The following is a 26440-nucleotide window of genomic DNA, read 5'->3' as shown; positions in this document are numbered from 1 at the left end:
TAAAGTATGGAATTTGCAGCATTAATTATTTCTATTTTTACGAGCAATTTCCATGGCTTTTCCGGTATTTGCGAAATGCCTTTTAGTGATGGATGATAAAAATTCATCCCCTTTATCTACTAAAATCCTCGCTGCAATTGCATCTACTTTCGAGCCCGCCCCTTTAGGGATAGTTAATCCCGCTTTTAAACTAAGTTTATCCATCTCTTCTAAAAACGCCACGCGTGCCAGGATGGAAGCGGCAGCAACTGATACATGAAGTTGTTCAGCTTTCGTTGAGAACAAGACATTTTCACGAATAATTTCTTTTTCTGATTTGATATGATTGTAGTAAATGCCACGTTCAGCAAACTGATCGATTAATATATGGTCGGGTTTTAATGGGGCAATTTTATTTAACACATGTTTGAGTGCTTGATTATGTAACAAAGCTTTTATTTTTCCCTGTGACCATCCTTTTGCTTGCACCGTATTGTATTTTTCATTCCCTAGAATTAAAATGCTGTATGAAAGTGTTGTTTTTAAATCGGGAGCAATTTTCCGCATAAGATCATCGGTTAACATTTTTGAGTCCTTCACACCAAGGAATTGAATGAGTTCGATTTTATCGGATGGGACATAACAAGCAGCGACGGTCATGGGCCCAAAAAAATCTCCGGTGCCTGTTTCATCTGAACCAAGGACAGATTTAAAAGCAAATCCATCAGGCAATAAGTCACCTTTAGTTGAACTTGCCTTTTTTTCAGTGGTGCCTTGTATAGTACCCCAAAGTGAAGCTTCACGCGTTGAACCGCCACCTTGAAACAAAACTTTTCCGGATTTATATGCGGTGATTGAGGTATCTGCAAGTTTTGCAGCAAAAACGACGCCTGGAGCATTTCGCTCTATACGATTTTTTGCATAATGGGACATCACTTTTTTTAATTGTGTAGTAGATAATTGAATTACTTCGTTCGACATGAACACGTTCCTTTCTTTGGCTCCTTATTCACATGTGTATCAGTTTCATGGTATGATACGTAATAGGATTTTAATGAGGGGGGTAGGCTGTGTCAGAGCAACATAAAACTCGTATTTCAGTAGATATATATGGACAAACATATAAAATGGTCGGTTCGGAAACGAGCGGACATATGCGTCTCGTTGCCTCTATGGTTGACGATAAAATGCGAGAAATCCATTCGCACAATCCCTCATTAGACAGTGCGAAGTTGGCTGTATTAACTGCAGTGAACACCATGCACGAATATGTGAATTTAAAAGAACAAGTAGAACAACTAGAAGAAGAAATAAAAAGGTTAAAGGGTTGAACAAATGTTAGATATAATTTTATTACTAGTATTATTAACGGGTTTAATTGTAGGAGCCAAAAGAGGCCTTATTGTCCAATTGATTCATATGACCGGATTTATTATCGCACTCATCGTTGCTTACACTTATTATAAACCACTCGCCGAGAAATTTGTGTTGTGGATTCCATACCCAACAGTCGGTTCGAATACAAGTTTAACTTTTGCAATCGATCGACTTGATTTAGACCAGACATTTTATCAATTAATCGCATTTGCACTGATTTTTTTCGCAGTTAAATTCGCTTTGCAACTCGTAGCTTCAATGTTTGATTTCCTATCTTATTTGCCAATACTAGGATTTTTCAGTAAGATTGCAGGTGCTATTTTAGGATTTATTGAATTTTACATATTGTTGTTCATAGTGATGTATGTAATGGCATTATTACCAATTGCAATTTTCCAAAGTTTAATGGAAAACTCAATTTTAGCAGGTTCGATGCTTGATAATACTCCGTTTTTGTCGGAGACGGTTAAAAAATGGTGGTTTATCTATACTGAATAATGACTTCTCTCTTCCCGAGAGGAGTTTTTTTAGAGATTGGGGGATATTTCATGAACAAAAAAATTATCATTAAAACGTTAGAAAAAATAGCTTTATATATGGAATTAAAGGGTGAAAATCCTTTTAAAGTATCCGCATTTCGAAAAGCAGCTCAAGCACTTGAACTAGATGCCAGAAGTCTTGCAGAAATGGATGATGTCACCAAACTAAAAGGAATTGGAAAAGGTACAGCATCTGTGATCGAAGAGTTAATTGAAACCGGTAATTCTTCAGTACTTCAAGAGCTAGAGGAAACTGTCCCAAGTGGTCTTTTACCTTTATTAAAGCTACCAGGTCTTGGAGGCAAGAAAATAGCGAAATTATATGCAGAGCTAAAAGTCGACTCTAAAGAGTCCTTGATGCAAGCATGTTTGGATGGGAAAGTTCGTGGACTGGCTGGATTTGGGGCAAAAACGGAAGAAAAGCTTCTGAAAGAGCTGACACAATTCGAAGAAAGACCAGAACGTTTACCGATATGGCAACTAGAAACAGCGGTACGATTAATCGAAGAAATCCTGAGTGGAATCGAACAAATAGAGAAATTTGCTGTTGCGGGTAGTTTTCGTCGAATAAAAGAGACAAGTAAAGATCTCGATTTTATTATTGCCACGACAAAAGTCGAAGAAGTTAGAGCACAATTATTAGAAAGATTACCTGTAACAGATACGATTGCAGCAGGCGACACAAAAGTTTCAGTAACCATTGATTTTGAAGAGCTAATCGATGTTGATTTCCGATTAGTCGAACCGGCCGCTTATACGACGGCTCTTCACCATTTTACTGGGTCAAAGGATCATAATGTTAAACTTCGTCAGATCGCGAAATCACAAGGTAAGAAGATAAGTGAATACGGAGTCGAGCAAGAAGATGGAACGAACCAAACTTTTGAATCTGAAGAAGAGTTCTTCGCTCATTTTGGACTACCATATTTTCCGCCAACTGTACGTGAGGATTCACGTGAATTTGATCGCCAGGACGAGCTTACAACACTAATTCAAGGAACTGCAATTAAGTCAGATTTACATATGCACACAACTTGGTCTGATGGTGCGCATTCTTTAAGCGAAATGATCCAAGCATGTATGGATAAAGGGTACACACATATCGCGATAACGGATCACTCACATTACTTACGAGTTGCAAATGGACTTTCAGCTGAGCGATTACGTGAGCAAATCTCTGAAATCCGCAAAATTCAGCAGTTATATCCTACTATTCAACTCCTTGCAGGAACGGAAATGGATATATTGCCAGACGGTTCTTTAGACTTTGATGATGAATTACTGGCACAATTAGACTTTGTTATTGCGTCCATTCATTCAAGCTTCAGTCAATCCCAAGAGAAAATTATGGATCGTTTACTCAGTGCCATGAAAAATCCACATGTCGATATGATCGCACATCCCACGGGTCGTATTATCGGACAACGAGTTGGCTATAATCCAGATGTATCTCAATTAATCAAATGGGCTGCAGAATATGGGAAAATACTTGAATTAAATGCAAACCCGTATCGACTTGATCTAGCAACGGACTATTTAATAGAGGCACAAAACTTAAACGTGCCTATCGCGATCAATACAGATGCACATAGCATCGACCAATTACGCTTTATGGATATCGGGGTAAAATATGCCCAAAAAGCATGGCTGAAGGAAGACCTCATCGTAAATACATGGTCTTATGAAAAGTTGAAAAATTATTTAGAAAATTGATGGGTCGAAAAAGCAGAAACCGTATAGCTTTTGAACTCATAATACTTGAAATGGGAGGTGTTTTGGATGATTACCAAACGTGCATTGAAAACACTTGAATTTGATAAAGTACGCGATCAGGTCGCAAGTTTTTGTACATCTTCACTGGGAAGATCTCATCTAGATTTACTCGAACCATCCATCGATTTCGAGAAAGTTGTTCGTTTGTTGGATGAAACAGATGAAGGGTTATCTTTACTACGTGTACGTGGAAATGTGCCAATGGGTGGCGTTTTTGATGTGCGTGGACACGCCAAACGTGCACAAATTGGCGGGATGTTAAGTCCAATCGAATTAATGGAAATTGCAAGTACCATACGTGCAAGTCGAATTCTACGTCAATTCCTTGAAGCGGTAGAAGAATCCGAAGACATTCAAATTCCATACTTTATTGAACGAAAACAGACACTGCCGATCTTAACCGCACTCGAGCATGAAATTATTGCATGTATTGATGATAACGGGACTGTCTTAGATAGTGCCAGCACTCAACTGCGCAGTATTCGTCAACAATTACGTGCACAGGAAAGTCGGGTTCGTGAAAAACTTGAAAGCTATACACGTGGAAAAAACGCAGCGAAAATGTTATCTGATTCGATCATCACAATTCGAAATGATCGTTTTGTAATCCCGGTGAAACAAGAGTACCGTGGAAATTATGGTGGGATTGTACACGATCAATCATCTTCAGGACAAACTTTATTTATTGAACCAGATGCTGTTGTACAAGCAAACAATGAAATTCGTCGATTGAAAATGAAAGAACAAGAAGAAATTGAACGAATCTTAATTGCATTGTCTCTTGAGGTGCAAGTGGTGGCTCACGATTTATTTTTACTCGTGCAAATTTTAGGTGAAATAGATGTAATCCTGGCAAAAGCTAAATATGGGCAAGCAAATAAATGTACAAAACCAACCGTCAACCAAAATGGTACTATTCGTTTGGTAAAAGCACGTCATCCCCTATTGAATATGGAAGAAGCTGTTGCAAACACCATTGAGTTTGGCGATGACATAACATCCATTGTCATTACCGGGCCCAATACAGGTGGAAAGACCGTTACACTAAAAACAGTAGGTTTGTGTACATTAATGGGACAAGCAGGACTCCCAATCCCGGTATTGGACGGTTCAGAAATTGCCGTTTTCGATCAAGTATTTGCGGATATCGGAGACGAACAATCAATCGAGCAAAGTTTGAGTACATTTTCTTCTCATATGGTAAACATCGTTGACATTTTATCGAAATTTGATGATCGAAGCCTTGTATTATTTGATGAATTAGGAGCGGGAACAGATCCGCAAGAAGGTGCTGCACTTGCAATTTCGATTTTAGATGAAGTTCATGGTCGAGGGGCTCGTGTAATGGCGACAACCCATTATCCTGAGTTGAAAGCATACGGATATAATCGACCTGGAGTTGCGAATGCCAGTGTTGAATTTGATGTGGAAACATTAAGTCCGACATACAAATTATTAATCGGGATTCCTGGTCGTAGTAATGCCTTTGAAATTTCAAGACGACTAGGTTTGCCACAACATATTATTAAGTATGCACAATCATTTACAGGTACCGACCGTCACGAAGTAGAATCAATGATTGCTTCACTTGAAGTGAGTCGCAAACAATCTGAAAAAGATGCGGAACAAGCAAGTGCTTTACGCATTGAATCAGAACGAATCCGCGAAGACCTATCAAGCCAACTGCTAAAGTTGGATGAACAAAAAGAGGCACTCGAACAAAAAGCAAAAGATAAAGCACGTAAAATAATTGATGACGCGAAAAGAGAATCGGAAAGCATCATTGCTGAGCTCAAAAAGATGCAAAAGAATGTCCAGCACATCGTCAAAGATCATGAGTTGATCGATGTTCGCAAGAGACTTGAAAAAGCTACTCCAGAAAATGCCGTGTTGAAGAAACAAAAACAAGTAAATGAACGCCAATTGACTTTGACTAAAGGTGATGAAGTAAAAGTCTTAAGTTATGGTCAAAAAGGAACATTACTAGATAAAGTTTCAGACTCTGAATGGAGTGTTCAAATCGGTATTTTGAAAATGAAAGTCCATGAATCTGATCTGGAATACATGAAACCGGAGAAGCAAAAACAACCGGTTGCAATGACCAATGTAAAAGGCCGCGGTGATGCCTATGTCAAACTAGAGTTAGATTTACGAGGAGAGCGCTATGAAAATGCCGTACTCCGTGCAGAAAAATACATTGACGATGCAGTCTTATCTAACTATCATCAAGTATCCATTATTCACGGGAAAGGGACTGGGGCTCTTAGACAAGGGATTCAACAATTTTTAAAGAATCATTCTCGTGTTAAAAGCTATCGATTTGGAGAAGCCGGTGAGGGTGGTCACGGTGTTACAGTGGTTGAATTAAAATGATTTTGAAACCTTATGCCTTTTCAATCGTACAAGGTAAAAACGTTGAAGGAGCAAGCATATGTTAACTATGGTTTTTTGGGAATCCCCATTAGTTCAATCAGCAGGATATTTTAGTGTCGTGGTTTTGTGCTTGATCATATCGATGGTATTATTTGAAATCGTTACAAAATATAAAAACTGGGAAGAGATTCAAAAAGGGAATGTGGCAGTAGCACTGGCAACTGGAGGGAAAATCTTCGGTGTTTCAAATGTTTTTCGTTATTCCATTGAAAAGCATAATTCTTTGCCTGAAATGATTGGCTGGGGTTTATTCGGTTTTGTCTTACTAATCGTCGCCTATTTCTTATTTGAGTTTTTAACACCGAAATTCAAGATTGATAAAGAAATTGAAAAAGATAATCGTTCCGTTGGGTTTATTTCATTATCGATTTCAGTAGGATTGTCATATGTCATTGGGGCCAGTATTTCTTAGGAGCGGATAACGTTGGAAAAGCTTTCAAAAATTTTGTTAGTTGTTTGCGTAGGTTTTATTGTTGTCGGCATAGTTTATCTATATTTACAATAGGCTATGTTAAAGTTGCTGTTTTAAATATAATACAAGAGTGCATGAGCGGAACATCTGGCAATCAAATGTTCTATAACCAGAATCGTTTAACTACACTATATTATAAGCACGAGCATGCATGGGATGTGAAAAATGTCCCATGTTTTTTCTCTAATAATTGTAAGCGGATTCATTATTCACTATAATAAGGAATAAGAATATTCTAACGATTATAAAAAGGGGGAAAGATAAGTGACAGCAAAACCTTGGTTATCACAATATCCACCAGAAATTCCGCATAATCTTTCATATGAATCGAAACCAGTCCAGGAGTATTTGACCCGAGCTAATCAAGAATACCCAGAAAAAGTTGCCATCCATTTTCTGGGGAGGGATATGACGTATCGTGAACTCTATGAATCTTCATTAAAGTTTGCTAATTATTTACGTTCTCTTGGCATTCAGACAGGAGATCGGGTAGCGATCATGTTGCCAAACTGCCCTCAAAATGTGATTGGTTACTACGGGATCTTATATGCAGGGGGCATTGTAGTTCAAACCAATCCGCTATATACGGAACGTGAAATTGCTTACCAAATGAAGGACTCTGGTGCCAAAGCCATTTTGTCTCTTGATATTTTATATCCCCGCATTTCAAAGGTAGTGAAAGAAACGAGCTTGGAAAATGTCATCATTACTGGTATCAAGGATTATCTGCCTTTCCCGAAAAATTTAGTTTATCCGTTTATCCAAAAGAAACAATATGGGTTCTCAGTCAAAGTTGAACACAGTGGAACAAATCATTTGTTCACGGAAGTATTGAAAATCGGGAAAGCTGAAAAAATAGATGTTCCTTTTGACTTTGAAGAAGACGTAGCCATTTTACAATATACAGGTGGGACGACAGGATTTCCGAAAGGCGTCATGTTGTCACATAAAAACTTAATTGCGAACGCGTCCATGTGTGATGCGTGGTTGTATCAAAGTAAAAAAGGTGAAGGCACGATTTTAGGAATTCTTCCATTCTTCCATGTATATGGGATGACAACTGTTCTTATATTGTCAGTTATGCTTGGAAATCGGATGGTCTTATTGCCTAAGTTTGACGCCGAAACAGCTTTGAAAACCATCGATAAACAAAAGCCGACTTTATTCCCGGGTGCTCCAACAATCTATATTGGGTTATTGAATCATCCTGACATAGCAAAATATGATTTATCATCCATAACTGCATGTTTAAGCGGCTCTGCACCGTTACCTATTGAAGTACAAGAAAAATTTGAAAGAATAACAGGTGGTAAATTAGTAGAAGGCTATGGTCTAACGGAGTCATCACCAGTGACCCATGCCAACTTTGTTTGGGCTAAAAATCGTGTCAAAGGATCAGTTGGTGTTCCTTGGCCTGATACCGATGCAGCCATTTTTCAAGTTGATTCAACTGAACCATTACCAGCAGGTGAAATTGGCGAGATTTGTGTTCGTGGTCCACAAATTATGAAAGGGTATTGGAACCGACCTGATGAAACTGAAAATACACTACGTGATGGCTGGTTATTAACTGGCGATTTAGGTTATATGAATGAAAAGGGTTATTTCTTTGTGGTAGATCGCAAGAAAGATATGATTATCGCAGGCGGATTTAATATATATCCTCGTGAAATTGAAGAAGTACTTTATGAACATCCTGCAATTCAAGAGTGCGTAGTTGCGGGTATTCCTGATCCTTATCGTGGCGAAACAGTAAAAGCGTATATTGTTTTAAAAGAAGGCGAAAATGTATCAGAAGAAGATTTAAATACTTTCTGTAGAGAACATCTGGCAGCATTTAAAGTGCCTAGATTCTATGAGTTTAAAAAAGAGTTACCTAAAACAGCAGTAGGTAAAATTCTTCGTCGTACATTAATAGAAGAAGAAAAAGAAAAGAATAAAGAAGCCATTGCCACTTCGTAACATAACTTGACAATATAAGAGCTGAAGTCTAAGATAAATTTATGAATGAATACTCATTCATAAATTTATCTTTTTTGGTGGTGATATCTATTAAACGAGACAAGCCGAAGTATAAACAAATAATTGACGCGGCGGTTGTGGTGATTGCTGAAAACGGGTATCACCAGGCTCAAGTTGCTAAGATCGCAAAACAAGCAGGCGTCGCTGACGGAACCATCTATCTTTATTTTAAAAATAAAGAAGATATTTTAATTTCCGTCTTTGAAGAAAAAATGGGTCTATTTGTTGAGAATTTAAAAGAAATTATTAATGATGAAATTTCCACATCTGATAAATTACTTAAAATGGTGGAAAATCATTTCCGAGTATTAGCCACAGATCATCATTTAGCCATTGTAACTCAATTAGAATTAAGACAATCAAACAAAGAAATCCGCTTAAGAATCAATGGAGTGTTAAAAGAGTACCTTACTTTACTAGATGATATATTGTTAGAAGGATTAGAAAATGGCGAATTCGATGAATATTTAGATATACGTCTTGCTAGACATATGGTTTTTGGTACAATTGATGAAACGATTACTACTTGGGTCATGAATGAACAAAAGTATGATTTGCTGCAATTGGCACCGAAAGTTCATAAATTACTACTAAGTGGGATGAAAGCATAAGTGAAGGGATGGACGTGTATGGAGTTTTTAAGTTGGACTGTGGAAGACCATGTTGCGAAAGTATCGATTAATCGACCACCAGCAAATGCATTATCACGCGCACTTATTCTCGAAGTCAATGAATTATTGAGTGCTGTTGAACATGATGAGAGCGTTCGTGTCATTGTGTTACACGGAGAAGGACGATTTTTCTCAGCAGGTGCAGATATAAAAGAATTTACGAAAATTAAAACTGGTGAAGAATTTTCTGAGTTGGCTGCAAGCGGACAAGAAATCTTTGAACGAGTGGAAAGATTCTCTAAACCCGTGATTGCTTCCATACATGGTGCTGCACTTGGTGGAGGACTTGAACTCGCAATGAGTTGTCATATTCGGACTGTCTCTGAAAATGCTAAACTAGGGTTGCCAGAATTACAGTTAGGTTTGATTCCAGGTTTTGCGGGGACACAACGCTTACCTCGATTGGTTGGTATGCCTAAAGCAGCAGAAATGTTGCTCACAAGCGAACCAATCAGCGGAGTTGAGGCAGTTCAATGGGGCTTAGCAAACCGTGCCTACACGGAAGATGAATTGTTAGCTAAAACTATGGAACTAGCAACTAAGATTGCTAAGAAGAGTCCAGTTGCCATGAAAGCTGCAATTGAGATGCTACAATTTGTAAAAACTGCTGCTTATGAAGAAGGCGTGAAGGCTGAAGCATTATCTTTTGGAACCGTTTTCGTTTCAGAAGATGCCCAAGAAGGAATTTCTGCTTTCATTGAAAAACGAGAACCAACTTTCAAAGGAAAATAATCACAAGTACTGGGAGGTCTGCAACATGAATATTTATGTGTTGATAAAACGTACATTTGATACGGAAGAAAAAATTGTCGTTTCTGGTGGCAAAATTCAAGAAGACGGTGCTGAATTTATCATAAACCCTTATGATGAATACGCGATTGAAGAAGCAATCCAAGTACGCGACGCACATGGTGGCGAAGTGACTGTATTGACAATGGGTGGAGAAGATGCTGAAAAGCAACTTCGTACAGCTCTCGCAATGGGAGCGGATAAAGCAGTATTAATTAACATTGAAGATGACCTGGATGAATTGGACCAATTTACAGCTGCACAATTATTGGCAGACTACTTAAAAGATAAAAATCCAGACTTAATTTTAGCGGGTAATGTAGCAATCGACGGTGGATCTGGACAAGTTGGACCACGTGTTGCTGACTTATTAGAAATTAATTATGTAACAACAATCACTAAATTAGAAATCAATGGTTCTCAAGTCAACATCGTTCGCGATGTGGAAGGCGATTCCGAAATGATTGAAACGTCATTACCACTTTTAGTTACAGCTCAACAAGGATTAAATGAACCGCGTTATCCGTCTTTACCTGGAATCATGAAAGCGAAAAAGAAACCGCTTGAAGAAGTCGAGTTAGACGATTTAGATATCGATGAAGATGATGTAGTAGCAAAAACGGAGACACTTGAAATTTATTTGCCTCCTAAAAAAGAAGCGGGTCGTGTATTACAAGGCGATCTTTCAAACCAAGTACAAGAATTAGTACAATTACTTCGTACAGAAGCAAAAGTCATTTAATCGAAACTGAAGATTTGTAATTGGAGGGAAACACATCATGACAAAAAAAGTAATCGTATTAGGTGAAGTACGTGAAGGTGCATTACGTAATGTATCTTTTGAAGCGATTGGAGCTGCAAAGAAAATTTCAGTCGGTGGAGAAATTGTAGCGGTTCTTCTAGGAGAATCTATACAATCCCTTGGAGCTGAAATGATCCATTACGGTGCAGACCGTGTGGTAACTGTTGAGCATCCTCATTTAAAATCATATACATCTGACGGCTTCAGCCAAGCATTTATGGCAGTAGTTGAAAGTGAAAAGCCAGATGCGGTTGTCTTCGGACACACAGCATTAGGAAAAGACTTGTCACCTAAAGTAGCAAGTAAGCTAAAATCAGGACTAGTCTCTGATGTAACTGGGATTGAAGGTGAAGGGGATGGAGCAGTATTTATTCGTCCAATCTTCTCTGGTAAAGCGTTTGAGAAAGTGAAAGTCAAAGATGGTATTGTGTTTGTGACTGTACGTCCTAACAACATTGAGCCTTTAGCTCATGATGCAAGTCGTTCTGGAGATGTTTCATCTATCTCTGTAGACATTACGAACCTTCGTACAATCATTAAAGAAGTTGTCCGTAAATCATCTGAAGGTGTAGATCTATCTGAAGCGAAAGTTGTCATTGCTGGTGGTCGTGGCGTGAAGAGTGAAGAAGGCTTTGAGCCATTAAAAGAATTAGCGAAAGTTCTAAATGGTGCTGTTGGTGCCTCTCGTGGTGCGTGTGACGCTGATTACTGTGATTATTCTCTTCAAATCGGACAAACTGGGAAAGTGGTAACACCTGACCTTTATATTGCTGCTGGTATTTCTGGTGCAATCCAACATTTAGCAGGTATGTCGAACTCGAAAATTATCGTTGCGATCAATAAAGATCCTGAAGCAAACATTTTCAAAGTGGCAGATTACGGCATCGTTGGTGATTTGTTTGAAGTCATTCCGATGTTGACTGAAGAATTCAAGAAACTTAAAGCAAACTAACTACAATTAAGCTCCGTAAAGTGAAAACTTGCGGGGCTTTGTTTTTTGAAATTAAAAAATTCGAGATTATCCCGAACCCAGTGTTCAAAATTTTTCTTGTTCTATAGAGGACACTGAAAAAGTTCATCATCCAAGACTGAACTAAGTATTCCCTATAATTCCCGCTTGACGCTTTGTGGATGCCTCCCGCGAGAAGCCAGGCAGAAGATCACTGCCCGTCTTCTCGCTCTGGCTACCACTCGAATGGTGCCTACGCTAGTTCTGAGACAAAGTGAAAAATGCTATTTCTAATAATAAAGGTGTTGTTAGCTAGAAGGCTGATGTTTTGTATAAAGTGAAAGAGTGCATTTGCACCTATCCCAGCTTTTGTGCGACGAGCTTGCGCAGGAGCAAGCCGCAAGAGTGTGAAGAATGAGACCAACAAGTATGTGTTTTCATACTTGTGGGCTCATGTGGAACGTGCGGCCAGTGCAAATGTACGATAAGCAACGGTATAGCTTTGATATTCTATATAAAGAGGCTGTTGATTTGGATAAAAACGGGTATCAAAGGATGGATCATGCTTAATTTGATAAACTTTTTTTGTTGAGCAAAATAGTCGCACCGCTATTTTCACCATGCTATACTACGTTTAGAGTTTGTATTTAAAGGAGGATTTTTTATGGCAATTGTACACGGAACAGATCAAAACTTTTCAAGCGAAACTACAGACGGCTTAGTATTAGTCGATTTTTGGGCACCTTGGTGTGGACCATGTAAAATGATCGCTCCAGTATTAGAAGAACTAGACGCTGATATGAGCGGTAAAGTTAAAATCGTTAAAGTTGATGTAGATGAAAACCAAGAAACTGCTAGCAACTTCGGTATTATGTCAATTCCAACTTTGTTACTTTTCAAAGATGGTCAACAAGTTGATAAAGTAGTAGGCTATAATCCGAAAGAAGCATTAGTTGAATTAATTAACAAACACGCATAAGCTTCCATTCAATTGGGACAATATTAAAAAAACCGGGTACCCTAGGGCGCCCGGTTTTTTCAACAGGTGATGATAAATATGAATGATTTAATACAACAAAAATGCGCGATATTACCGGACCAACCTGGCGTTTATTTGATGAAGGACAGGCAAGGGACGATTATTTATGTTGGGAAAGCCAAAGTGTTGAAAAATCGTGTACGCTCATACTTCACGGGCAGTCATGATGGAAAAACACAACGCCTTGTCAATGAAATCGAGGACTTTGAATACATCGTTACGTCTTCAAATATCGAAGCATTAATTTTAGAATTAACACTAATTAAAAAGCATGACCCCAAATACAACATCATGCTTAAAGATGATAAGACATATCCATATCTTAAGATTACTGGAGAGAAACATCCGAAACTGATTACGACACGAATTGTGAAAAAAGATAAAGGGAAATATTTTGGACCTTATCCGAATGCCTTCGCTGCAAGTGAGACGAAAAAGCTTTTAGATCGTTTATATCCACTGCGCAAATGTTCGACGTTACCGGATCGTGTATGTCTATATTTTCATTTAGGGCAATGTTTAGCTCCTTGTGTTAAACCAATTGAACAAGCTACCTATAGCGAAATCATTGATGAAATCACCAAGTTTTTAAATGGTGGTTACCAACAGGTAAAACAAAGCCTGACCGAAAAAATGTCATCAGCTGCGGAAAACTTGGAATTTGAGCGAGCGAAAGAGTATCGAGATCAAATTACACATATTGAAACCGTCATGGAAAAGCAAAAAATGGCAACGACCGATTTTACCAATCGTGATGTTTTTGGCTACGCCGTTGATAAAGGGTGGATGTGTGTGCAAGTCTTCTTTGTTCGTCAAGGCAAGCTGATTGAACGTGATGTTTCACTTTTCCCGTTATATCAAGATCCTGAAGATGAGTTTTTCACTTTTTTAGGTCAATTTTATGATCAACCACATCATATCAAACCAAAAGAAATCTTATTGCCGCATTCGGCAGATTTAGAATTAGCGAAGCAGTTACTCGAAGTAAATGTAGCGTCACCAAGTCGAGGCAAAAAGAAAGAAATGATCGATTTAGCGACTAAAAATGCTGAAATTGCCATTAACGAAAAGTTTCAACTAATTAATCGTCAAGAACAACGAACAATCGGGGCAGTCGAGGAGCTCGGTGAAGCGATGAACATCGCGCCACCATTAAGAATCGAAGCATTTGATAACTCCCATATTTATGGTGCAGATGCTGTGTCTGCAATGGTGTCGTTTATTGATGGCAAACCAAATCGAAAAGATTACCGTAAATACAAAACAAAAACGGCTGCTCGGCATGATGATTACGGTGCCATGCGAGAAGTAGTTCGCAGACGGTATACGCGAGTGTTGAAAGATGGATTGCCTTTACCAGATTTAATCGTGATAGATGGCGGGAAAGGCCAGATGGAGATTGCTAGAGAAATCATTGAAGATGAACTGGGATTATCCATTCCGATTGCGGGACTTGCCAAGGATGCAAAACACCAAACATCATCCTTGTTATACGGTGATCCGCCACAAATCATCCCGCTTAAACGGACAAGTGAAGGGTTTTATTTACTTCAAAGAATTCAAGACGAAGTGCATCGATTTGCCATTACGTTCCATCGACAACAACGTGGGAAACAAACCGTTGCTTCAGCTTTAGATGGTTTTGAAGGTGTGGGACCAAAGCGGAAAAAAATGTTGTTAAAACACTTCGGTTCTGTTAAACGAATTAAAGAAGCTACCGTCGAAGATTTAAAACAATCAGGACTTCCTTTGCAAATTGCTGAAACGATGGCAGCTTATTTTAAAAATGAATCTTTGTCAAAAGAGTGAGAATATGGTATTGTAAACTCACTGAAATTGAATCACTAAAATGAGTGGACAAATGAGCGCGTATTTCATGCGCTGTTTGGACACTTACTTAATAAGTGGTGATAGAGGCGCGAAAATCATGAGTATCATTCTGGAGGATGAACAGATCCGACGACAGAATGTAAAAGGGAAATTCGCCGAAGTTCGACATTGACTGTTTCTAATGTCGCGCTGGTTTTGCATTGAAAAAATGCAGGATTGTCAGAATCTAATCGATTCTGGAGGGCTATCTCACATGGACGCTTCTTTGGAACGGACATGCTTGGAGACAGCTTTTCACGGATTTCGTGGATAAGCTGTTTTTTTATTAGCTTCTTTGGATCATAAAGGGAGAGTTTACAATGAGTCGTATCGTCATGAAATTTGGTGGGACATCGGTAGGCAGCACCGAACGCATTCGCAATGTTGCCAAACGTATTATGGGAGAAACTGCAAAAGGTCACGAAATTGTTGTAGTTGTCTCTGCTATGGGGAAAACAACCGACGAACTGGTTCGCCTTGCCGAAGATTTGTCGGCTGAGCCGTCAAAACGTGAAATGGATATGTTGTTGTCAACGGGTGAACAAGTGACAATTGCCCTTCTTACAATGGCATTAATACATATGGGACAAGAAGCTGTGTCTTTTACAGGATGGCAAGCTAGAATTGAAACGGAGTCTGTTCACCGTAATGCACGTATTGAATTTATTGATACTTCAAGAATGGAACAAGCATTAAAAGAGGGGAAAGTGGTCGTTGTCGCTGGATTCCAAGGCGTAGATGCTGCCGGTGAAATTACAACTCTTGGTCGTGGTGGATCGGATACAACAGCCGTGGCGATCGGAGCTTCATTACATGCGGATCAATGCGATATTTATACTGATGTTGATGGTGTGTATACATCAGACCCTCGATTTGTGGAGGGAGCTCGTAAACTTCAAGAATTGTCTTACGACGAAATGTTGGAATTGGCGAATTTAGGAGCGGGTGTGTTGCATCCACGGGCTGTTGAGTTTGCTAAAAATTTTGGAATGCCACTTAGTGTTCGTTCGAGTTTAACTGAGGAACCAGGCACCGTATTATTGGAGGAACCAACAATGGAAAAAAACCTAGTCGTGCGCGGTGTCGCATTTGAACCTGAAATTGTCCGTCTGACGATCGGATATAAAGTACCATTTAACGGCTCATTAGCTAAAATTTTCACAACGCTTGCAAAACACCATGTAAACGTAGATATTATTGTACAAAGCATAATGGATGGGACACAACCAAGTGTTTCTTTCTCCATTAAAAAAGTGGATTTTGCCGAGACCATCCAAGTGTTGGAAAGCAATAAAGACGAACTTGGCTACCAATCCTCTAATTTTGAAGTTGGATTATCAAAAGTTTCGATTGTTGGTTCTGGCATGGTTTCTAATCCAGGTGTTGCTGCTCAAATGTTTGATCGTCTTCGCAAGGAAGGAATCCCGGTGAAGATGGTTAGTACATCAGAAATTAAAGTATCAGTTGTTATACCTGAGAGCGATATGATGAAAGCAACAAATGCGCTGCATGATGAATTTAATTTAGCTAGCATTCGAGTATAGATTCGATTCATGATAAAATAAATCTATCATTATCATGAGGGGCAGTGAGTGAAATGAATTGGCATATCGTTGAAGACTTAATCAAAAAAGCACAACGTGATGGAGATTTTGATAATTTAAAAGGGGCAGGGAAACCGTTGCCGCCTGATGAATTTGCTCACTATCCAGATGATATTCGAATGGCAATGCGAATTCTGAAAAATTCAGGACATGATGAAGAAGTCCAATTCGTGAAAGAACAAATGGGCGATTTACAGCAACAAATAAAAAAAGCCACTTCCGAAGAAAAAACAGAGCTCGAGAAGCAATATAACTTTAAACTGACTCAAATGAATCAGATATTATCAAGAAAAGGGATTCAAACTAACAGCACTGCATTTAAACAATACCAAACACAAATTGAAGATAAGTTTAAATGGGATTAAAAAAGCTGGAGACACTTTATGTATTTAATGTGTCTCCAGCTTTTATTTTCTTAGGTTTAAAATTAATCGCACTTTCTGAAGTTGATGTCTGAAAAAAGTGACTCGACTTCTCTAAAGCAGAAATGCCCGACAAATACTCGCATTTTAAGCTAAATTATGAATTTCTAAATCTTTTCTTTCAAATCCCATTTTACATGAAATTGAACATTATTCGTTTTTATGGATTTTTCTTCAAAGCATTCAGTCAAATATCCACTTAGTTTTTGTTGTTGCTGTGCTATGAAACCTGCTTCTAATCGGAAACAACGTTTGGTAATTTGAAGTGAATCGTTTTCTCCTGATAAAACGTAAAACGCTTCATCTTTGTTAAGACGTTCGAGTGTTAATATCCCCCATCCAGCTTCTTGGAAAAATGAAGTGGCCTCATCCATTGTGAACATGGGGAATTTCCGTGCGAGATCTTTTCCTGCCCAATATAGAATATCATCTTCATGTTTACCTAAAATGTTAGAAAGAACATGATCCCGAATTAACTCGTATCCAAAATTTGGTACCGTCTTAATATCTGTTGTTGTCATTTGAATCCCGCTTTCTAACTTATTTCACGTAATACTTTTAAGAATATAACTAGAATTCTAAACAAGATAGAAAAAGTTTGTAAATACGAGGAAATACCTGCATTTTTTGTCGATTCTAGTAGGCTAGCTTGCCTTGACGCTCCCTAATGATGAGAGTACAATAGACATGTCATAATATTGTACCATGATGAGATATGCAGTCAATATTGCTTTCGTTGTAAAACGAAAGTATGTCCTTGCCTGCCTATTTTCAGTATTAAAAGGGGGTAACATTCTTGTCGAGAGATCGTGAATTTTATTTGCGTCGATTACATTCACTTGTTGGAATAATTCCAGTCGGTTTGTTCGTGACGCAGCATTTGGTTGTTAACCATTTCGCAACAAAGGGAGCAGAATCATTTAACACAGCTGTTCACTTTATGGAAAGTTTACCATTCGTCTTATTTTTGGAATGGTTTGTCATTTATCTACCTCTGATGTTCCATGCGTTCTATGGTCTGTACATAGCTTTTACAGCTAAAAACAACCCACAACGTTTTGGTACATTCCGTAACTGGATGTTTGTTTTACAACGAATCACAGGAGTCATTCTTGTCGTGTTTATTGCATGGCATATTTTTGAAACAAGATTCCAAAAAGCAATTGGTGCTGATGAAGTTAACTACGACATGATGGCTGATATATTAGCGAATCCATTAATGTTTGCATTCTACGTGGTTGGTGTTATCTCTGCAACATTCCACTTAGCAAACGGTGTTTGGTCATTCTTAGTAAGCTGGGGTATCACTCAATCACCTAAGTCACAACGTATTTCAACATACGTGACGATTGGGATCTTCTTGGTATTGTCTGTAATCGGTGTTCGAGCACTTCTTGCATTCGTGTAAAAAGTAAATCGATGGCACTTGATTACAATTTAAAAGAGGAGTGAGAAGAATCATGGCAAAAAGCAAATTGATTGTTGTCGGCGGTGGACTAGCTGGTTTAATGGCAACAATGAAAGCAGCAGAAGAAGGTACACAAGTAGAATTATTCTCTTTAGTTCCTGTTAAACGCTCACACTCAGTATGTGCACAGGGCGGAATTAACGGAGCATTAAATACAAAAGGTGAAGGCGATTCACCGGACATCCACTTTGATGATACTGTATACGGTGGGGATTTCTTAGCGAACCAACCACCTGTAAAAGCATTGGCTGAAGCGGCACCTGGTATCATTCGATTATTTGACCGTATGGGTGTTATGTTTAACCGCACACCAGAAGGTTTATTAGATTTCCGTCGTTTTGGCGGAACAATGTACCATCGTACAGCTTTCGCTGGTGCAACGACAGGACAACAATTACTATACGCACTTGATGAACAAGTTAGACGCTATGAAGTTGACGGCCTTGTAACGAAATATGAGGGTTGGGAATTCCTTGGTGCAATCATTGATAACGATGGCGTATGTCGCGGAGTCATGGCACAAAACCTAAAAACAATGGAAATCCGAGCTTTCCGTGGTGACGCTGTCATTATGGCAACTGGTGGTCCTGGGATCATCTTCGGAAAATCTACTAACTCAATTATTAATACAGGATCTGCAGCTTCAATCGTTTATCAACAAGGTGCAGCTTATGCAAACGGCGAATTCATTCAAATTCACCCAACTGCAATCCCTGGAGATGACAAACTTCGTCTGATGTCAGAATCAGCTCGTGGTGAAGGTGGACGTATTTGGACATACAAAGACGGTAAACCTTGGTACTTCCTGGAAGAAAAATATCCAGCTTACGGTAACTTGGTACCACGTGATATCGCTACTCGCGAAATCTTTGACGTATGTGTTAACCAAAAACTTGGTGTTAACGGTGAAAACATGGTGTTCTTGGATCTTTCTCACAAAGACCCGAAAGAATTGGATGTTAAACTTGGTGGAATCATTGAAATATACGAGAAATTCACTGGTGAAGATCCACGTAAACTTCCAATGAAAATCTTCCCAGCGGTGCACTATTCAATGGGTGGACTATGGGTCGACTACGATCAAATGACAACAATCCCTGGTTTATTCGCAGCTGGTGAATGTGATTACTCTCAACATGGTGCAAACCGTCTTGGAGCGAACTCTTTACTTTCTGCTATCTATGGTGGGATGGTTGCAGGTCCAAATGCCGTTAAATATATGGCTGGACTTAAAACACATGCAGAAGATATGCCATCTACAATTTTCGATGAGCACATTGCTGTTGAACAACAAAAATGGGACGAAATCATGTCACTTAACGGGACTGAAAACGCCTACATCTTGCATAAAGAGCTTGGCGAATGGATGACTGACAACGTAACGGTTGTACGTCACAATGACCGTCTAAAGGCGACTGATGATAAAATTCTTGAGCTTCTAGAACGTTTTAACAATATCAACATTAATGACACTCAAAAGTGGTCCAACCAAGGTGCGACCTTCACACGTCAGTTGAAAAACATGTTATACTTAGCGCGCGTAATTACAATTGGTGCATTACAACGTAACGAGAGTCGTGGTGCGCATTACAAGCCAGATTTCCCGGAACGTAATGACGAAGAATTCATGAAAACAACGATGGCTAAATTCGATCCAGCGACTGGTGCGCCAATCATTCATTATGAAGAAATCGATGTTTCATTAATTCCACCACGTAAACGTGACTATTCATCGAAAGGGGATTAATAACATGAACGCAACAGCAACAAAAACCGTCGTTTTTGAGATCCTTCGCCAAGATACAACGGATTCAACACCATATCTTGAAAAGTTTGAACTTGACTATCGTCCAAATATGAACGTGATTTCTGCGTTAATGGAAATTCGACGTAATCCAGTAAACATTGATGGGAAAGCAACAACACCTGTTAACTGGGATATGAACTGTTTGGAAGAAGTATGTGGAGCGTGTTCAATGGTCATCAATGGCCGACCACGTCAATCATGTACAGCTCTTGTCGACAAATTAGAACACCCAATTCGTTTGGAACCAATGAAAACATTCCCAGTTGTCCGCGATCTTATCGTTGACCGCGAGCGCATGTTTGATTCATTGAAAAAAGTGAAAGCTTGGGTTCCAATTGATGGTTCTTATGATCTTGGTGATGGTCCACGTATGCCTGAACGTAAACGTCAATGGGCATATGAGTTATCTAAATGTATGACTTGTGGTGTATGTTTGGAAGCATGTCCAAATGTAAACAGTGGTTCAGACTTCATCGGTCCTGCACCATTATCACAAGTACGTCTTATGAATGCTCACCCAACTGGTGCCATGAATAGAGACGAACGTCTAAACGCAATCATGGGTGAAGGCGGATTAGCTAACTGTGGTAACTCTCAAAACTGTGTAGTCGCATGTCCAAAAGGAATTCCTTTGACAACGTCTATCGCAGCACTTAACCGTGATACAACAGTTCAAATGTTTAAAAACTTCTTCGGAAGCGACCACATGGTTGACTAAGAAGAATCTATATAAAACAGTCCCACGCAATCAATGCGTGGGGCTGTTTTTTTATAAATTTATGAAAATTGGATACTATCCGAACACAGTGTTCAAAGCTTTTCCTACCCTATATAGATAACTGGCCTAAATGAATTCATGTTGTAGCAGTAAAGTGTCCATAGCACCTGGAATTCTAAAAATGTCAGTGAAATGATAAAAGCTCTTAAGGTCATGGTATCAATCAGGCATCCATAGCGACCTGAGAACCTGCATGTGACAGTGATCTTTATCGGTTTTCAAACACAATAAAGGACTCAGCGTCATTTTTCTAGGTTTTTCTAATGGATTACAGTTTTGGGGGATTAAGTTGATCAGGTAAGGGCGAAAGTTGATTAGTTAGAGCGAAAGTTGATTAGGTTGGGGTGAAAGTTGATCAGGTTAGAGCAAAAGTTGATCATGTCCAGCCAAAAGTTACTCTCGTCCCTAACACCCTCAATAATAATTCCACATAAAACTTTTCACTTTTCCTAAAACTTTGCTACAATAATAATAACAATGAATGGTTATTCATTTCCTAAACCAACATTAAAGGGGTCAATAAATATGCGTGCATCTTACATACAAGAACCAATACAATGGGCAAGTGAATTTCGTTTTTTTGTTCCAGTCCAAGTTCGTTTTAGTGATACGGATATGTATGGTCACTTGAACAATACCTATAATTTTTCATATTTTGAGTTTGCCAGAATTGAATACTTTAAACATATTGGTTTAATGAATGATTGGCTCAATCCGGAGGGACACACAATTCCTGTAGTGGCCGATCTTCAGTGTGATTATGTGAAGCAAGTGTTCTTTGATGAAAAGCTTAGAATTCATGTGAAGTCAGCATCTGTGGGCACGTCTTCAGTCGATATTCATTACCATGCGACAAACGAAAAAGGAGATACACTTTTCACGGGGAGAGGCACAATTGTTCAGATAAGCAAAAAGACAGGAAAAGGTTTTCCTTGGTCAGAAGAAGAAAAATCATTATTCTTAGCGAATTAGCCGTCACCGCTCCACCCTTTCTGACATACGTTACTAGGAAGAGTGGATAGGAGGGGCGCATGTTGTCAGAACGGGCACATCATCGTTCATTATTAACAGGACGAGAACGAGAAATTTTTCAATTGTTAGTGCGTGATTATTCAACGAAAGATATTTCTACACAATTGCAAATCAGTGAAAAAACTGTAAGAAATCACATCTCAAATACTATCCAAAAATTAGGTGTATCAGGGCGAGCGCAAGCTATATTAGAACTGCTACGTCTTGGAGAACTAGCTCTAGATTGAGTGGGTCTTGCCATTTTCATTAAAAAACGTCACAATGAATAGACAAGTAACCGTATTCAGGGAGTGTATATAGCACATGACAGAGCAAACACCGCAACATCAACATGATTCAGTACAAGTCGCATTTTTAGAAAAAGAGCTTCGATATATTTCAGGAATCATTAAACAAAAAGGTCGCGAAATCCTAAGTAACTATACGATTACGCCACCACAATTTGTAGCATTACAGTGGTTATTTGAACATGGTGACATGACGATTGGTGACCTATCAACTAAAATGTACTTAGCATTTAGTACAACAACTGATTTAGTCGATCGCATGGAAAAAAATGAATTGGTGTTACGAGTGCGTGACGAGTCGGACCGTCGAGTTGTGCGCATTCATTTATTAAAAGAAGGCGAACGGATTATAGAAGAAGTGATTCAAAAACGCCAAGTATATTTGCAAGATATTCTTTCGGATTTTGATGCACCAGCAGTTCAACAATTATCCGTGTTACTTAAAAAACTTCATGTAGAAATGAAACAGAATTGAGGCGAAACTCGTGAATGCACCAATCGGCGTGATCGATTCAGGTGTAGGCGGCTTAACGGTTGTCAAAGAACTTATGCGACGATTGCCCAATGAACAATTCATCTACATTGGAGATACAGCAAGATGTCCTTATGGTCCGCGATCATCAAATGAAGTGCGGAAATTCACATGGCAATTGGCAGAATCACTTAAAACACATTCTATCAAAATGCTTGTAGTCGCATGCAACACCGCAACAGCTGTCGCACTTGAATCATTACAAAAAAATTGCCCATTCCCGGTCATTGGCGTTATTTTTCCGGGAGCTCGGGCTGCTATTAAAGCAACTAAGAGATCTGAAATCTGTATTTTAGGAACAGCTGGTACGATTAAAAGTGGTGCCTATGAGCGCGCTTTAAAAGCTTTATCAACATCGTGTCAAACTGTATCACTTGCTTGTCCATCATTTGTACCACTTGTAGAGAGTGGCGAATATGAAGGGGATTTCGCTAAAGAAATGGTGGCAAAAACGCTTGAACCATTGCAAAAAGAAGCATTTGATACGCTAATTTTAGGGTGTACGCATTATCCATTATTACAAGAACATATTAAAGAAGTAGTTGGACCGAATGTTACCGTGTTATCTTCTGCTGAAGAAACTGCGGATGATGTTTATGAGACACTAACCTATTTTAATATCCAATGTAATCAAGCAAATGCAATGCCACACTTGTTCTATACAACTGGGTCTATCCCGATGTTTAGAACGATTATTGAAAATTGGCTTGAGATTCCAAGTCCGATCATTGAACAAATAAGTTTTAAATAATACCCGGGATTCCTGTGAAAAGGAATCACCGGGTTTTGATTGGTATCAACCATATATGTTAAAATCAGTGTGCGAACGTATTCGAGGAGGCAATATATTTATGAGAAATGATGGACGAAACACCAAACAACTAAGACCAGTGACAATTGAAACGGATTACTTGGTACACCCAGAAGGCTCAGTACTGATTACGGTCGGGCAAACCAAAGTGATTTGCACCGCTACAATTGAAGACCGTGTTCCACATTTTTTACGTAATCAAGGAAAAGGCTGGATTACTGCTGAATATTCGATGCTACCTAGAGCAACAGGCTCAAGAAATCAGCGTGAAGCGTCTAAAGGGAAAATTGGTGGACGAACAATGGAAATTCAACGTCTAATTGGACGAGCATTACGAGCAGTCGTAAATCTAGAAGCATTAGGTGAACGTACAATTTGGATCGATTGTGACGTAATCCAAGCAGATGGGGGTACACGTACCGCTTCCATAACGGGTGCATTTGTAGCGATGACAATGGCGATTGCGAAACTACAAGACGAAAAGCAACTACCTATTTTTCCAATCACTGATTTCTTAGCAGCGACAAGTGTGGGAATCGACGCAGAATTAGGTGCTATTTTGGACTTGAATTATATTGAGGACTCTTCGGCAAACGTGGATATGAATATTATCCAAACTGGATCGGGACAGTTTGTAGAACTTCAAGGGACTGGAGAAGAAGCTACGTTTACAAGACAGCAATTAAACGAAATGCTCGACCTCGGAGATGAAGGAATACAGCAACTAATTGCCATTCAAAAAGAAGTGCTTGGAAAAACTGCAGACCGTATCGGTATGAAATTAGGTGAATTGTCATGAAACAGGTAATTATTGCAACGAAAAATAAAGGCAAAGCAAAAGACTTTGAAGCGATTTTCAATCCATATGGTTTTGAAGTTTTGACACTTCATGATGTAGCGGATGATATGGACGTTGAAGAGACGGGGACTACGTTTGAGGAAAATGCGATTTTAAAAGCGGAGGCGCTTGCTGAACGATTGCAAACATTTGTGATAGCAGATGATAGCGGATTGGCAATTGACGTTTTAAACGGGGCACCAGGCGTCTATTCAGCACGCTACGCAGGTGAAGAAAAAAGTGATGAAGCGAACATGGAAAAGGTACTAACTGAATTGGCAGACGTGAAAGACAATGAACGAACCGCACGTTTCTGTTGTGCAATCGCCTTAGCAGGACCAAACATGGAAACGAAAACGGCATTCGGAATGTGTGAAGGCGTAATTGCTCGCGAGAAAAAAGGGACAAATGGTTTCGGGTACGATCCAATTTTCTATGTGACTAAACTGGGTAAAATGATGGCCGAGTTGTCACCGGCGGAAAAAGCAGCCATTTCGCACCGAGGTAACGCAATTAAGCAGATTGAAGCAGAATTACCAAAAATGTTGAAATAAGGTGGTTGGCCAATGCGTATATTAGTGATGAGTGACACCCATGGGGAATATAGATGTATAAATCAGGTTCGGCAATACGTCGGCCCAGTAGATGCAATCTTTCATTGCGGGGACAGTGAGCTCGATGCACACCATGAATCACTAAAGGATGCATTTGTTGTGAGTGGCAATTGTGATTGGGATTCCTCATTTCCGAATGATGTCATCACAGAAGTGGCTGGAAGTCGCATTTTCATGGCTCATGGCCATTTGTTTCAAGTGAAGTCAACAATGATGCCGCTGAGTTACCGTGCTCAAGAAGTTACAGCAGATGTTGTATTATTCGGCCACTCGCATTTAATGGGTGCAGAACTCGTCAACGATACACTATTCGTCAATCCCGGTAGTTTGTCCATCCCAAGAGGACGCAAAGAAAAGAGCTACGCCATCATCGAGAAAACAATCGGTGAGTGGCGAGTCACTTTCTTTTCTGAGCAGCATGAGGAACTAGAAAAGTGCATATTTTCTTTTATTAAAAAATAGTGTTGACTTTTACTCCAATTATTTCTATAATAAATCTTGTCCTTCAGTTCTGAAACGAATTGATATACACAAGTCTCAGTAGCTCAGCTGGATAGAGCAACGCCCTTCTAAGGCGTCGGTCGGGGGTTCGAATCCCTCCTGGGACGTAATTAAGACTTTGAGCAACTCAATAAATTCAATGGATTGACGATACTAGGTAATTCTAAAGGTATTCTAACTTTACGAAATTCACCTAAAAAATCGTCCACCAAAATCAACTTCCTAAATTATATTTAGGAGGTTTTTTTGTGACTAAAAAAGTAGGAATATTTGATGTTTCAATTAAAACTGAGATATTGAAAACGAAAAAGGCAGCCCCAAAAGGAATGACTGTGGAAAAAGCATTGTCCTTAATACATCAACAAATGAAATTGAATGGTTTTCGTGAGGGAACTTTAAATGATTACAATTTAATTTTTAACCAATTCGCAGAAGAAGTTCAAATTCAATATTTGGAAGATATTAATGTGAATACGATTTATAAATGGCTTGAAAGCATGAATGTATCGCAATCGACTAAAAGTACTCGTTTAAAGTGCTTGAAAGCCGTTTTAAGCAAGTGTTACAACAATGGTTGGTTATCTTATCAATCAAAATTTTGGTTAACTGTCTAAATTAAACTCTTTAAGAAGGTGAAAAAGGGAACGAAACAAAACGATCTAAATATTTTGCTCTTATTATTGGATATGTCGACTTTTATGGGCTTACGAGATGCCATAGCAATATTAACTCTATTTAAAACTGGAGTTCGTATCAATACATTGGGACACATTAAAGAAAGCAATTTTGATTTTGAAAATAAAATCTTAAATCATGAAGGTTCAATCATGAAAAATCACAATTATCTCAAATTACCTTTAGATGACCAACTCGTTGGATTGTACAAAGTATTAATTGAACAAAACGAAAAAATCCGTTCGCATTACAAACAAGACAATGAATTTTTATTTATAACTGTGAAAGGTGCAACCATATGGGGCAATTGATAATTTTAAAAATTCTTTTTCCAACGTGATTTCTAAATTAGAAAAT

Annotated in this window: 28 protein-coding genes, 1 tRNA gene and 1 riboswitch; of the genes, 27 read left to right on the top strand and 2 right to left on the bottom strand. The window is 38.9% G+C overall.

Translation table 11 applies throughout. The annotated features are described in order from the left end of the window. Positions 1-21 precede the first annotated feature (21 nt). Positions 22-960 carry a ribonuclease HIII gene (rnhC, locus tag GY23_RS14970; RefSeq protein WP_075620014.1) on the bottom strand — a complete coding sequence of 313 codons (939 nt, stop codon included), beginning with the start codon at positions 958-960 and terminating at the stop codon, positions 22-24. Between the two features lie 89 nt (positions 961-1049). Between rnhC and zapA the strand changes: the two genes are divergently transcribed. The 14 genes from zapA (at position 1050) to GY23_RS14900 (ending at position 16683) form a co-directional block, all read left to right on the top strand. Continuing rightward, positions 1050-1310, top strand: coding sequence for a cell division protein ZapA (gene zapA, locus GY23_RS14965; protein WP_075620013.1), 261 nt, complete (start codon positions 1050-1052; stop codon positions 1308-1310). 4 nt (positions 1311-1314) lie between these two features. Continuing rightward, a complete protein-coding gene (locus GY23_RS14960; RefSeq protein WP_075620012.1) occupies positions 1315-1854 on the top strand; it encodes a CvpA family protein in 540 nt (179 codons plus the stop codon). A 50-nt stretch (positions 1855-1904) separates the two neighbouring features. Next, positions 1905-3608: a DNA polymerase/3'-5' exonuclease PolX gene (polX, locus tag GY23_RS14955; protein WP_075620011.1), complete on the top strand. Its 1704-nt coding sequence runs from the start codon at positions 1905-1907 to the stop codon at positions 3606-3608. Between the two features lie 66 nt (positions 3609-3674). Further along, positions 3675-6041, top strand: coding sequence for an endonuclease MutS2 (locus GY23_RS14950; RefSeq protein WP_075620010.1), 2367 nt, complete (start codon positions 3675-3677; stop codon positions 6039-6041). A 58-nt stretch (positions 6042-6099) separates the two neighbouring features. Continuing rightward, the gene (locus GY23_RS14945) at positions 6100-6513 is read left to right on the top strand and encodes a DUF350 domain-containing protein (protein WP_075620009.1); all 414 of its coding nucleotides are present in this window, start codon (positions 6100-6102) and stop codon (positions 6511-6513) included. Positions 6514-6837: 324 nt separating this feature from the next. Beyond that, complete coding sequence (locus tag GY23_RS14940; RefSeq protein ID WP_075620008.1) at positions 6838-8535, top strand: AMP-binding protein; 1698 nt, start codon at positions 6838-6840, stop codon at positions 8533-8535. Positions 8536-8624: 89 nt separating this feature from the next. After that, positions 8625-9206, top strand: a complete 582-nt coding sequence (locus tag GY23_RS14935; RefSeq protein ID WP_075620154.1) for a fatty acid metabolism transcriptional regulator FadR — start codon at positions 8625-8627, stop codon at positions 9204-9206. An 18-nt stretch (positions 9207-9224) separates the two neighbouring features. Beyond that, the gene (locus GY23_RS14930; protein ID WP_075620007.1) at positions 9225-9998 is read left to right on the top strand and encodes an enoyl-CoA hydratase; all 774 of its coding nucleotides are present in this window, start codon (positions 9225-9227) and stop codon (positions 9996-9998) included. Positions 9999-10023: 25 nt separating this feature from the next. Further along, on the top strand, positions 10024-10797 hold the full coding sequence (locus GY23_RS14925) for an electron transfer flavoprotein subunit beta/FixA family protein (protein ID WP_075620006.1): 774 nt from the start codon (positions 10024-10026) through the stop codon (positions 10795-10797). 37 nt (positions 10798-10834) lie between these two features. Further along, complete coding sequence (locus GY23_RS14920) at positions 10835-11809, top strand: electron transfer flavoprotein subunit alpha/FixB family protein (protein ID WP_075620005.1); 975 nt, start codon at positions 10835-10837, stop codon at positions 11807-11809. 661 nt (positions 11810-12470) lie between these two features. Next, positions 12471-12785: a thioredoxin gene (gene trxA, locus GY23_RS14915; protein WP_075620004.1), complete on the top strand. Its 315-nt coding sequence runs from the start codon at positions 12471-12473 to the stop codon at positions 12783-12785. 78 nt (positions 12786-12863) lie between these two features. Next, complete coding sequence (uvrC, locus tag GY23_RS14910; protein WP_075620003.1) at positions 12864-14654, top strand: excinuclease ABC subunit UvrC; 1791 nt, start codon at positions 12864-12866, stop codon at positions 14652-14654. Between the two features lie 94 nt (positions 14655-14748). Continuing rightward, a riboswitch (Lysine riboswitch) is annotated at positions 14749-14930 on the top strand. A 104-nt stretch (positions 14931-15034) separates the two neighbouring features. After that, on the top strand, positions 15035-16258 hold the full coding sequence (locus tag GY23_RS14905) for an aspartate kinase (RefSeq protein ID WP_075620002.1): 1224 nt from the start codon (positions 15035-15037) through the stop codon (positions 16256-16258). 53 nt (positions 16259-16311) lie between these two features. Beyond that, positions 16312-16683 carry a DnaJ family domain-containing protein gene (locus tag GY23_RS14900; protein WP_075620001.1) on the top strand — a complete coding sequence of 124 codons (372 nt, stop codon included), beginning with the start codon at positions 16312-16314 and terminating at the stop codon, positions 16681-16683. A gap of 164 nt (positions 16684-16847) precedes the next feature. On the opposite strand, the gene GY23_RS14895 is transcribed toward GY23_RS14900, so the two are convergent. Beyond that, positions 16848-17261 carry a YslB family protein gene (locus GY23_RS14895; protein WP_075620000.1) on the bottom strand — a complete coding sequence of 138 codons (414 nt, stop codon included), beginning with the start codon at positions 17259-17261 and terminating at the stop codon, positions 16848-16850. Positions 17262-17536: 275 nt separating this feature from the next. Between GY23_RS14895 and GY23_RS14890 the strand changes: the two genes are divergently transcribed. The 13 genes from GY23_RS14890 to GY23_RS14830 all read left to right on the top strand — a co-directional run bounded on the left by GY23_RS14890 (position 17537) and on the right by GY23_RS14830 (position 26394). After that, complete coding sequence (locus GY23_RS14890) at positions 17537-18148, top strand: succinate dehydrogenase cytochrome b558 subunit (protein ID WP_075619999.1); 612 nt, start codon at positions 17537-17539, stop codon at positions 18146-18148. Positions 18149-18200: 52 nt separating this feature from the next. Then, positions 18201-19955 (top strand): succinate dehydrogenase flavoprotein subunit, encoded by a 1755-nt coding sequence (gene sdhA / locus GY23_RS14885; RefSeq protein ID WP_075619998.1) that lies wholly within the window; start codon positions 18201-18203, stop codon positions 19953-19955. Positions 19956-19959: 4 nt separating this feature from the next. Beyond that, positions 19960-20733 (top strand): succinate dehydrogenase iron-sulfur subunit, encoded by a 774-nt coding sequence (gene sdhB, locus GY23_RS14880; protein WP_075619997.1) that lies wholly within the window; start codon positions 19960-19962, stop codon positions 20731-20733. 585 nt (positions 20734-21318) lie between these two features. After that, entirely contained in the window at positions 21319-21765 is a 447-nt protein-coding gene (locus GY23_RS14875) for an acyl-CoA thioesterase (RefSeq protein WP_075619996.1), read from the top strand. A 59-nt stretch (positions 21766-21824) separates the two neighbouring features. Then, entirely contained in the window at positions 21825-22052 is a 228-nt protein-coding gene (locus GY23_RS14870; protein ID WP_075619995.1) for a helix-turn-helix domain-containing protein, read from the top strand. 76 nt (positions 22053-22128) lie between these two features. After that, the gene (locus tag GY23_RS14865; protein WP_075619994.1) at positions 22129-22587 is read left to right on the top strand and encodes a MarR family winged helix-turn-helix transcriptional regulator; all 459 of its coding nucleotides are present in this window, start codon (positions 22129-22131) and stop codon (positions 22585-22587) included. Between the two features lie 10 nt (positions 22588-22597). After that, positions 22598-23395 carry a glutamate racemase gene (racE, locus tag GY23_RS14860; RefSeq protein ID WP_075619993.1) on the top strand — a complete coding sequence of 266 codons (798 nt, stop codon included), beginning with the start codon at positions 22598-22600 and terminating at the stop codon, positions 23393-23395. Positions 23396-23495: 100 nt separating this feature from the next. After that, positions 23496-24254 carry a ribonuclease PH gene (rph, locus tag GY23_RS14855; RefSeq protein ID WP_075619992.1) on the top strand — a complete coding sequence of 253 codons (759 nt, stop codon included), beginning with the start codon at positions 23496-23498 and terminating at the stop codon, positions 24252-24254. After that, entirely contained in the window at positions 24251-24847 is a 597-nt protein-coding gene (locus GY23_RS14850; protein WP_075619991.1) for an XTP/dITP diphosphatase, read from the top strand. Before rph ends, GY23_RS14850 begins: the two co-directional genes overlap by 4 nt. 12 nt (positions 24848-24859) lie before the next feature. Then, positions 24860-25369, top strand: coding sequence for a metallophosphoesterase (locus GY23_RS14845; RefSeq protein ID WP_075619990.1), 510 nt, complete (start codon positions 24860-24862; stop codon positions 25367-25369). A gap of 72 nt (positions 25370-25441) precedes the next feature. Continuing rightward, a tRNA-Arg gene (locus GY23_RS14840) sits at positions 25442-25515 on the top strand. Positions 25516-25656: 141 nt separating this feature from the next. Further along, a complete protein-coding gene (locus GY23_RS14835; protein ID WP_075619989.1) occupies positions 25657-26022 on the top strand; it encodes a phage integrase SAM-like domain-containing protein in 366 nt (121 codons plus the stop codon). 72 nt (positions 26023-26094) lie between these two features. Next, positions 26095-26394, top strand: a complete 300-nt coding sequence (locus GY23_RS14830; RefSeq protein ID WP_211270690.1) for a tyrosine-type recombinase/integrase — start codon at positions 26095-26097, stop codon at positions 26392-26394. The last annotated feature ends 46 nt before the right edge of the window (positions 26395-26440 follow it).

It is taken from the genome of Paenisporosarcina indica (assembly GCF_001939075.1).
Lineage (GTDB): Bacteria > Bacillota > Bacilli > Bacillales_A > Planococcaceae > Paenisporosarcina > Paenisporosarcina indica.
The sequence above is the reverse complement of the archived record's forward strand: the minus strand, read 5'-3'. Positions and strand labels throughout refer to the sequence as shown.

Bases quoted from the DNA above. Each gene is read 5' to 3' on its own strand.
- rnhC (WP_075620014.1), bottom strand. From the start codon at position 960: ATGTCGAACGAAGTAATTCAATTATCTACTACACAATTAAAAAAAGTG.
- GY23_RS14960 (WP_075620012.1), top strand. From the start codon at position 1,315: ATGTTAGATATAATTTTATTACTAGTATTATTAACGGGTTTAATTGTA.
- polX (WP_075620011.1), top strand. From the start codon at position 1,905: ATGAACAAAAAAATTATCATTAAAACGTTAGAAAAAATAGCTTTATAT.
- GY23_RS14950 (WP_075620010.1), top strand. From the start codon at position 3,675: ATGATTACCAAACGTGCATTGAAAACACTTGAATTTGATAAAGTACGC.
- GY23_RS14945 (WP_075620009.1), top strand. From the start codon at position 6,100: ATGTTAACTATGGTTTTTTGGGAATCCCCATTAGTTCAATCAGCAGGA.
- GY23_RS14930 (WP_075620007.1), top strand. From the start codon at position 9,225: ATGGAGTTTTTAAGTTGGACTGTGGAAGACCATGTTGCGAAAGTATCG.
- GY23_RS14925 (WP_075620006.1), top strand. From the start codon at position 10,024: ATGAATATTTATGTGTTGATAAAACGTACATTTGATACGGAAGAAAAA.
- GY23_RS14920 (WP_075620005.1), top strand. From the start codon at position 10,835: ATGACAAAAAAAGTAATCGTATTAGGTGAAGTACGTGAAGGTGCATTA.
- trxA (WP_075620004.1), top strand. From the start codon at position 12,471: ATGGCAATTGTACACGGAACAGATCAAAACTTTTCAAGCGAAACTACA.
- uvrC (WP_075620003.1), top strand. From the start codon at position 12,864: ATGAATGATTTAATACAACAAAAATGCGCGATATTACCGGACCAACCT.
- GY23_RS14905 (WP_075620002.1), top strand. From the start codon at position 15,035: ATGAGTCGTATCGTCATGAAATTTGGTGGGACATCGGTAGGCAGCACC.
- GY23_RS14900 (WP_075620001.1), top strand. From the start codon at position 16,312: ATGAATTGGCATATCGTTGAAGACTTAATCAAAAAAGCACAACGTGAT.
- GY23_RS14895 (WP_075620000.1), bottom strand. From the start codon at position 17,261: ATGACAACAACAGATATTAAGACGGTACCAAATTTTGGATACGAGTTA.
- sdhA (WP_075619998.1), top strand. From the start codon at position 18,201: ATGGCAAAAAGCAAATTGATTGTTGTCGGCGGTGGACTAGCTGGTTTA.
- sdhB (WP_075619997.1), top strand. From the start codon at position 19,960: ATGAACGCAACAGCAACAAAAACCGTCGTTTTTGAGATCCTTCGCCAA.
- GY23_RS14875 (WP_075619996.1), top strand. From the start codon at position 21,319: ATGCGTGCATCTTACATACAAGAACCAATACAATGGGCAAGTGAATTT.
- GY23_RS14870 (WP_075619995.1), top strand. From the start codon at position 21,825: ATGTTGTCAGAACGGGCACATCATCGTTCATTATTAACAGGACGAGAA.
- GY23_RS14865 (WP_075619994.1), top strand. From the start codon at position 22,129: ATGACAGAGCAAACACCGCAACATCAACATGATTCAGTACAAGTCGCA.
- rph (WP_075619992.1), top strand. From the start codon at position 23,496: ATGAGAAATGATGGACGAAACACCAAACAACTAAGACCAGTGACAATT.
- GY23_RS14850 (WP_075619991.1), top strand. From the start codon at position 24,251: ATGAAACAGGTAATTATTGCAACGAAAAATAAAGGCAAAGCAAAAGAC.
- GY23_RS14845 (WP_075619990.1), top strand. From the start codon at position 24,860: ATGCGTATATTAGTGATGAGTGACACCCATGGGGAATATAGATGTATA.
- GY23_RS14830 (WP_211270690.1), top strand. From the start codon at position 26,095: ATGTCGACTTTTATGGGCTTACGAGATGCCATAGCAATATTAACTCTA.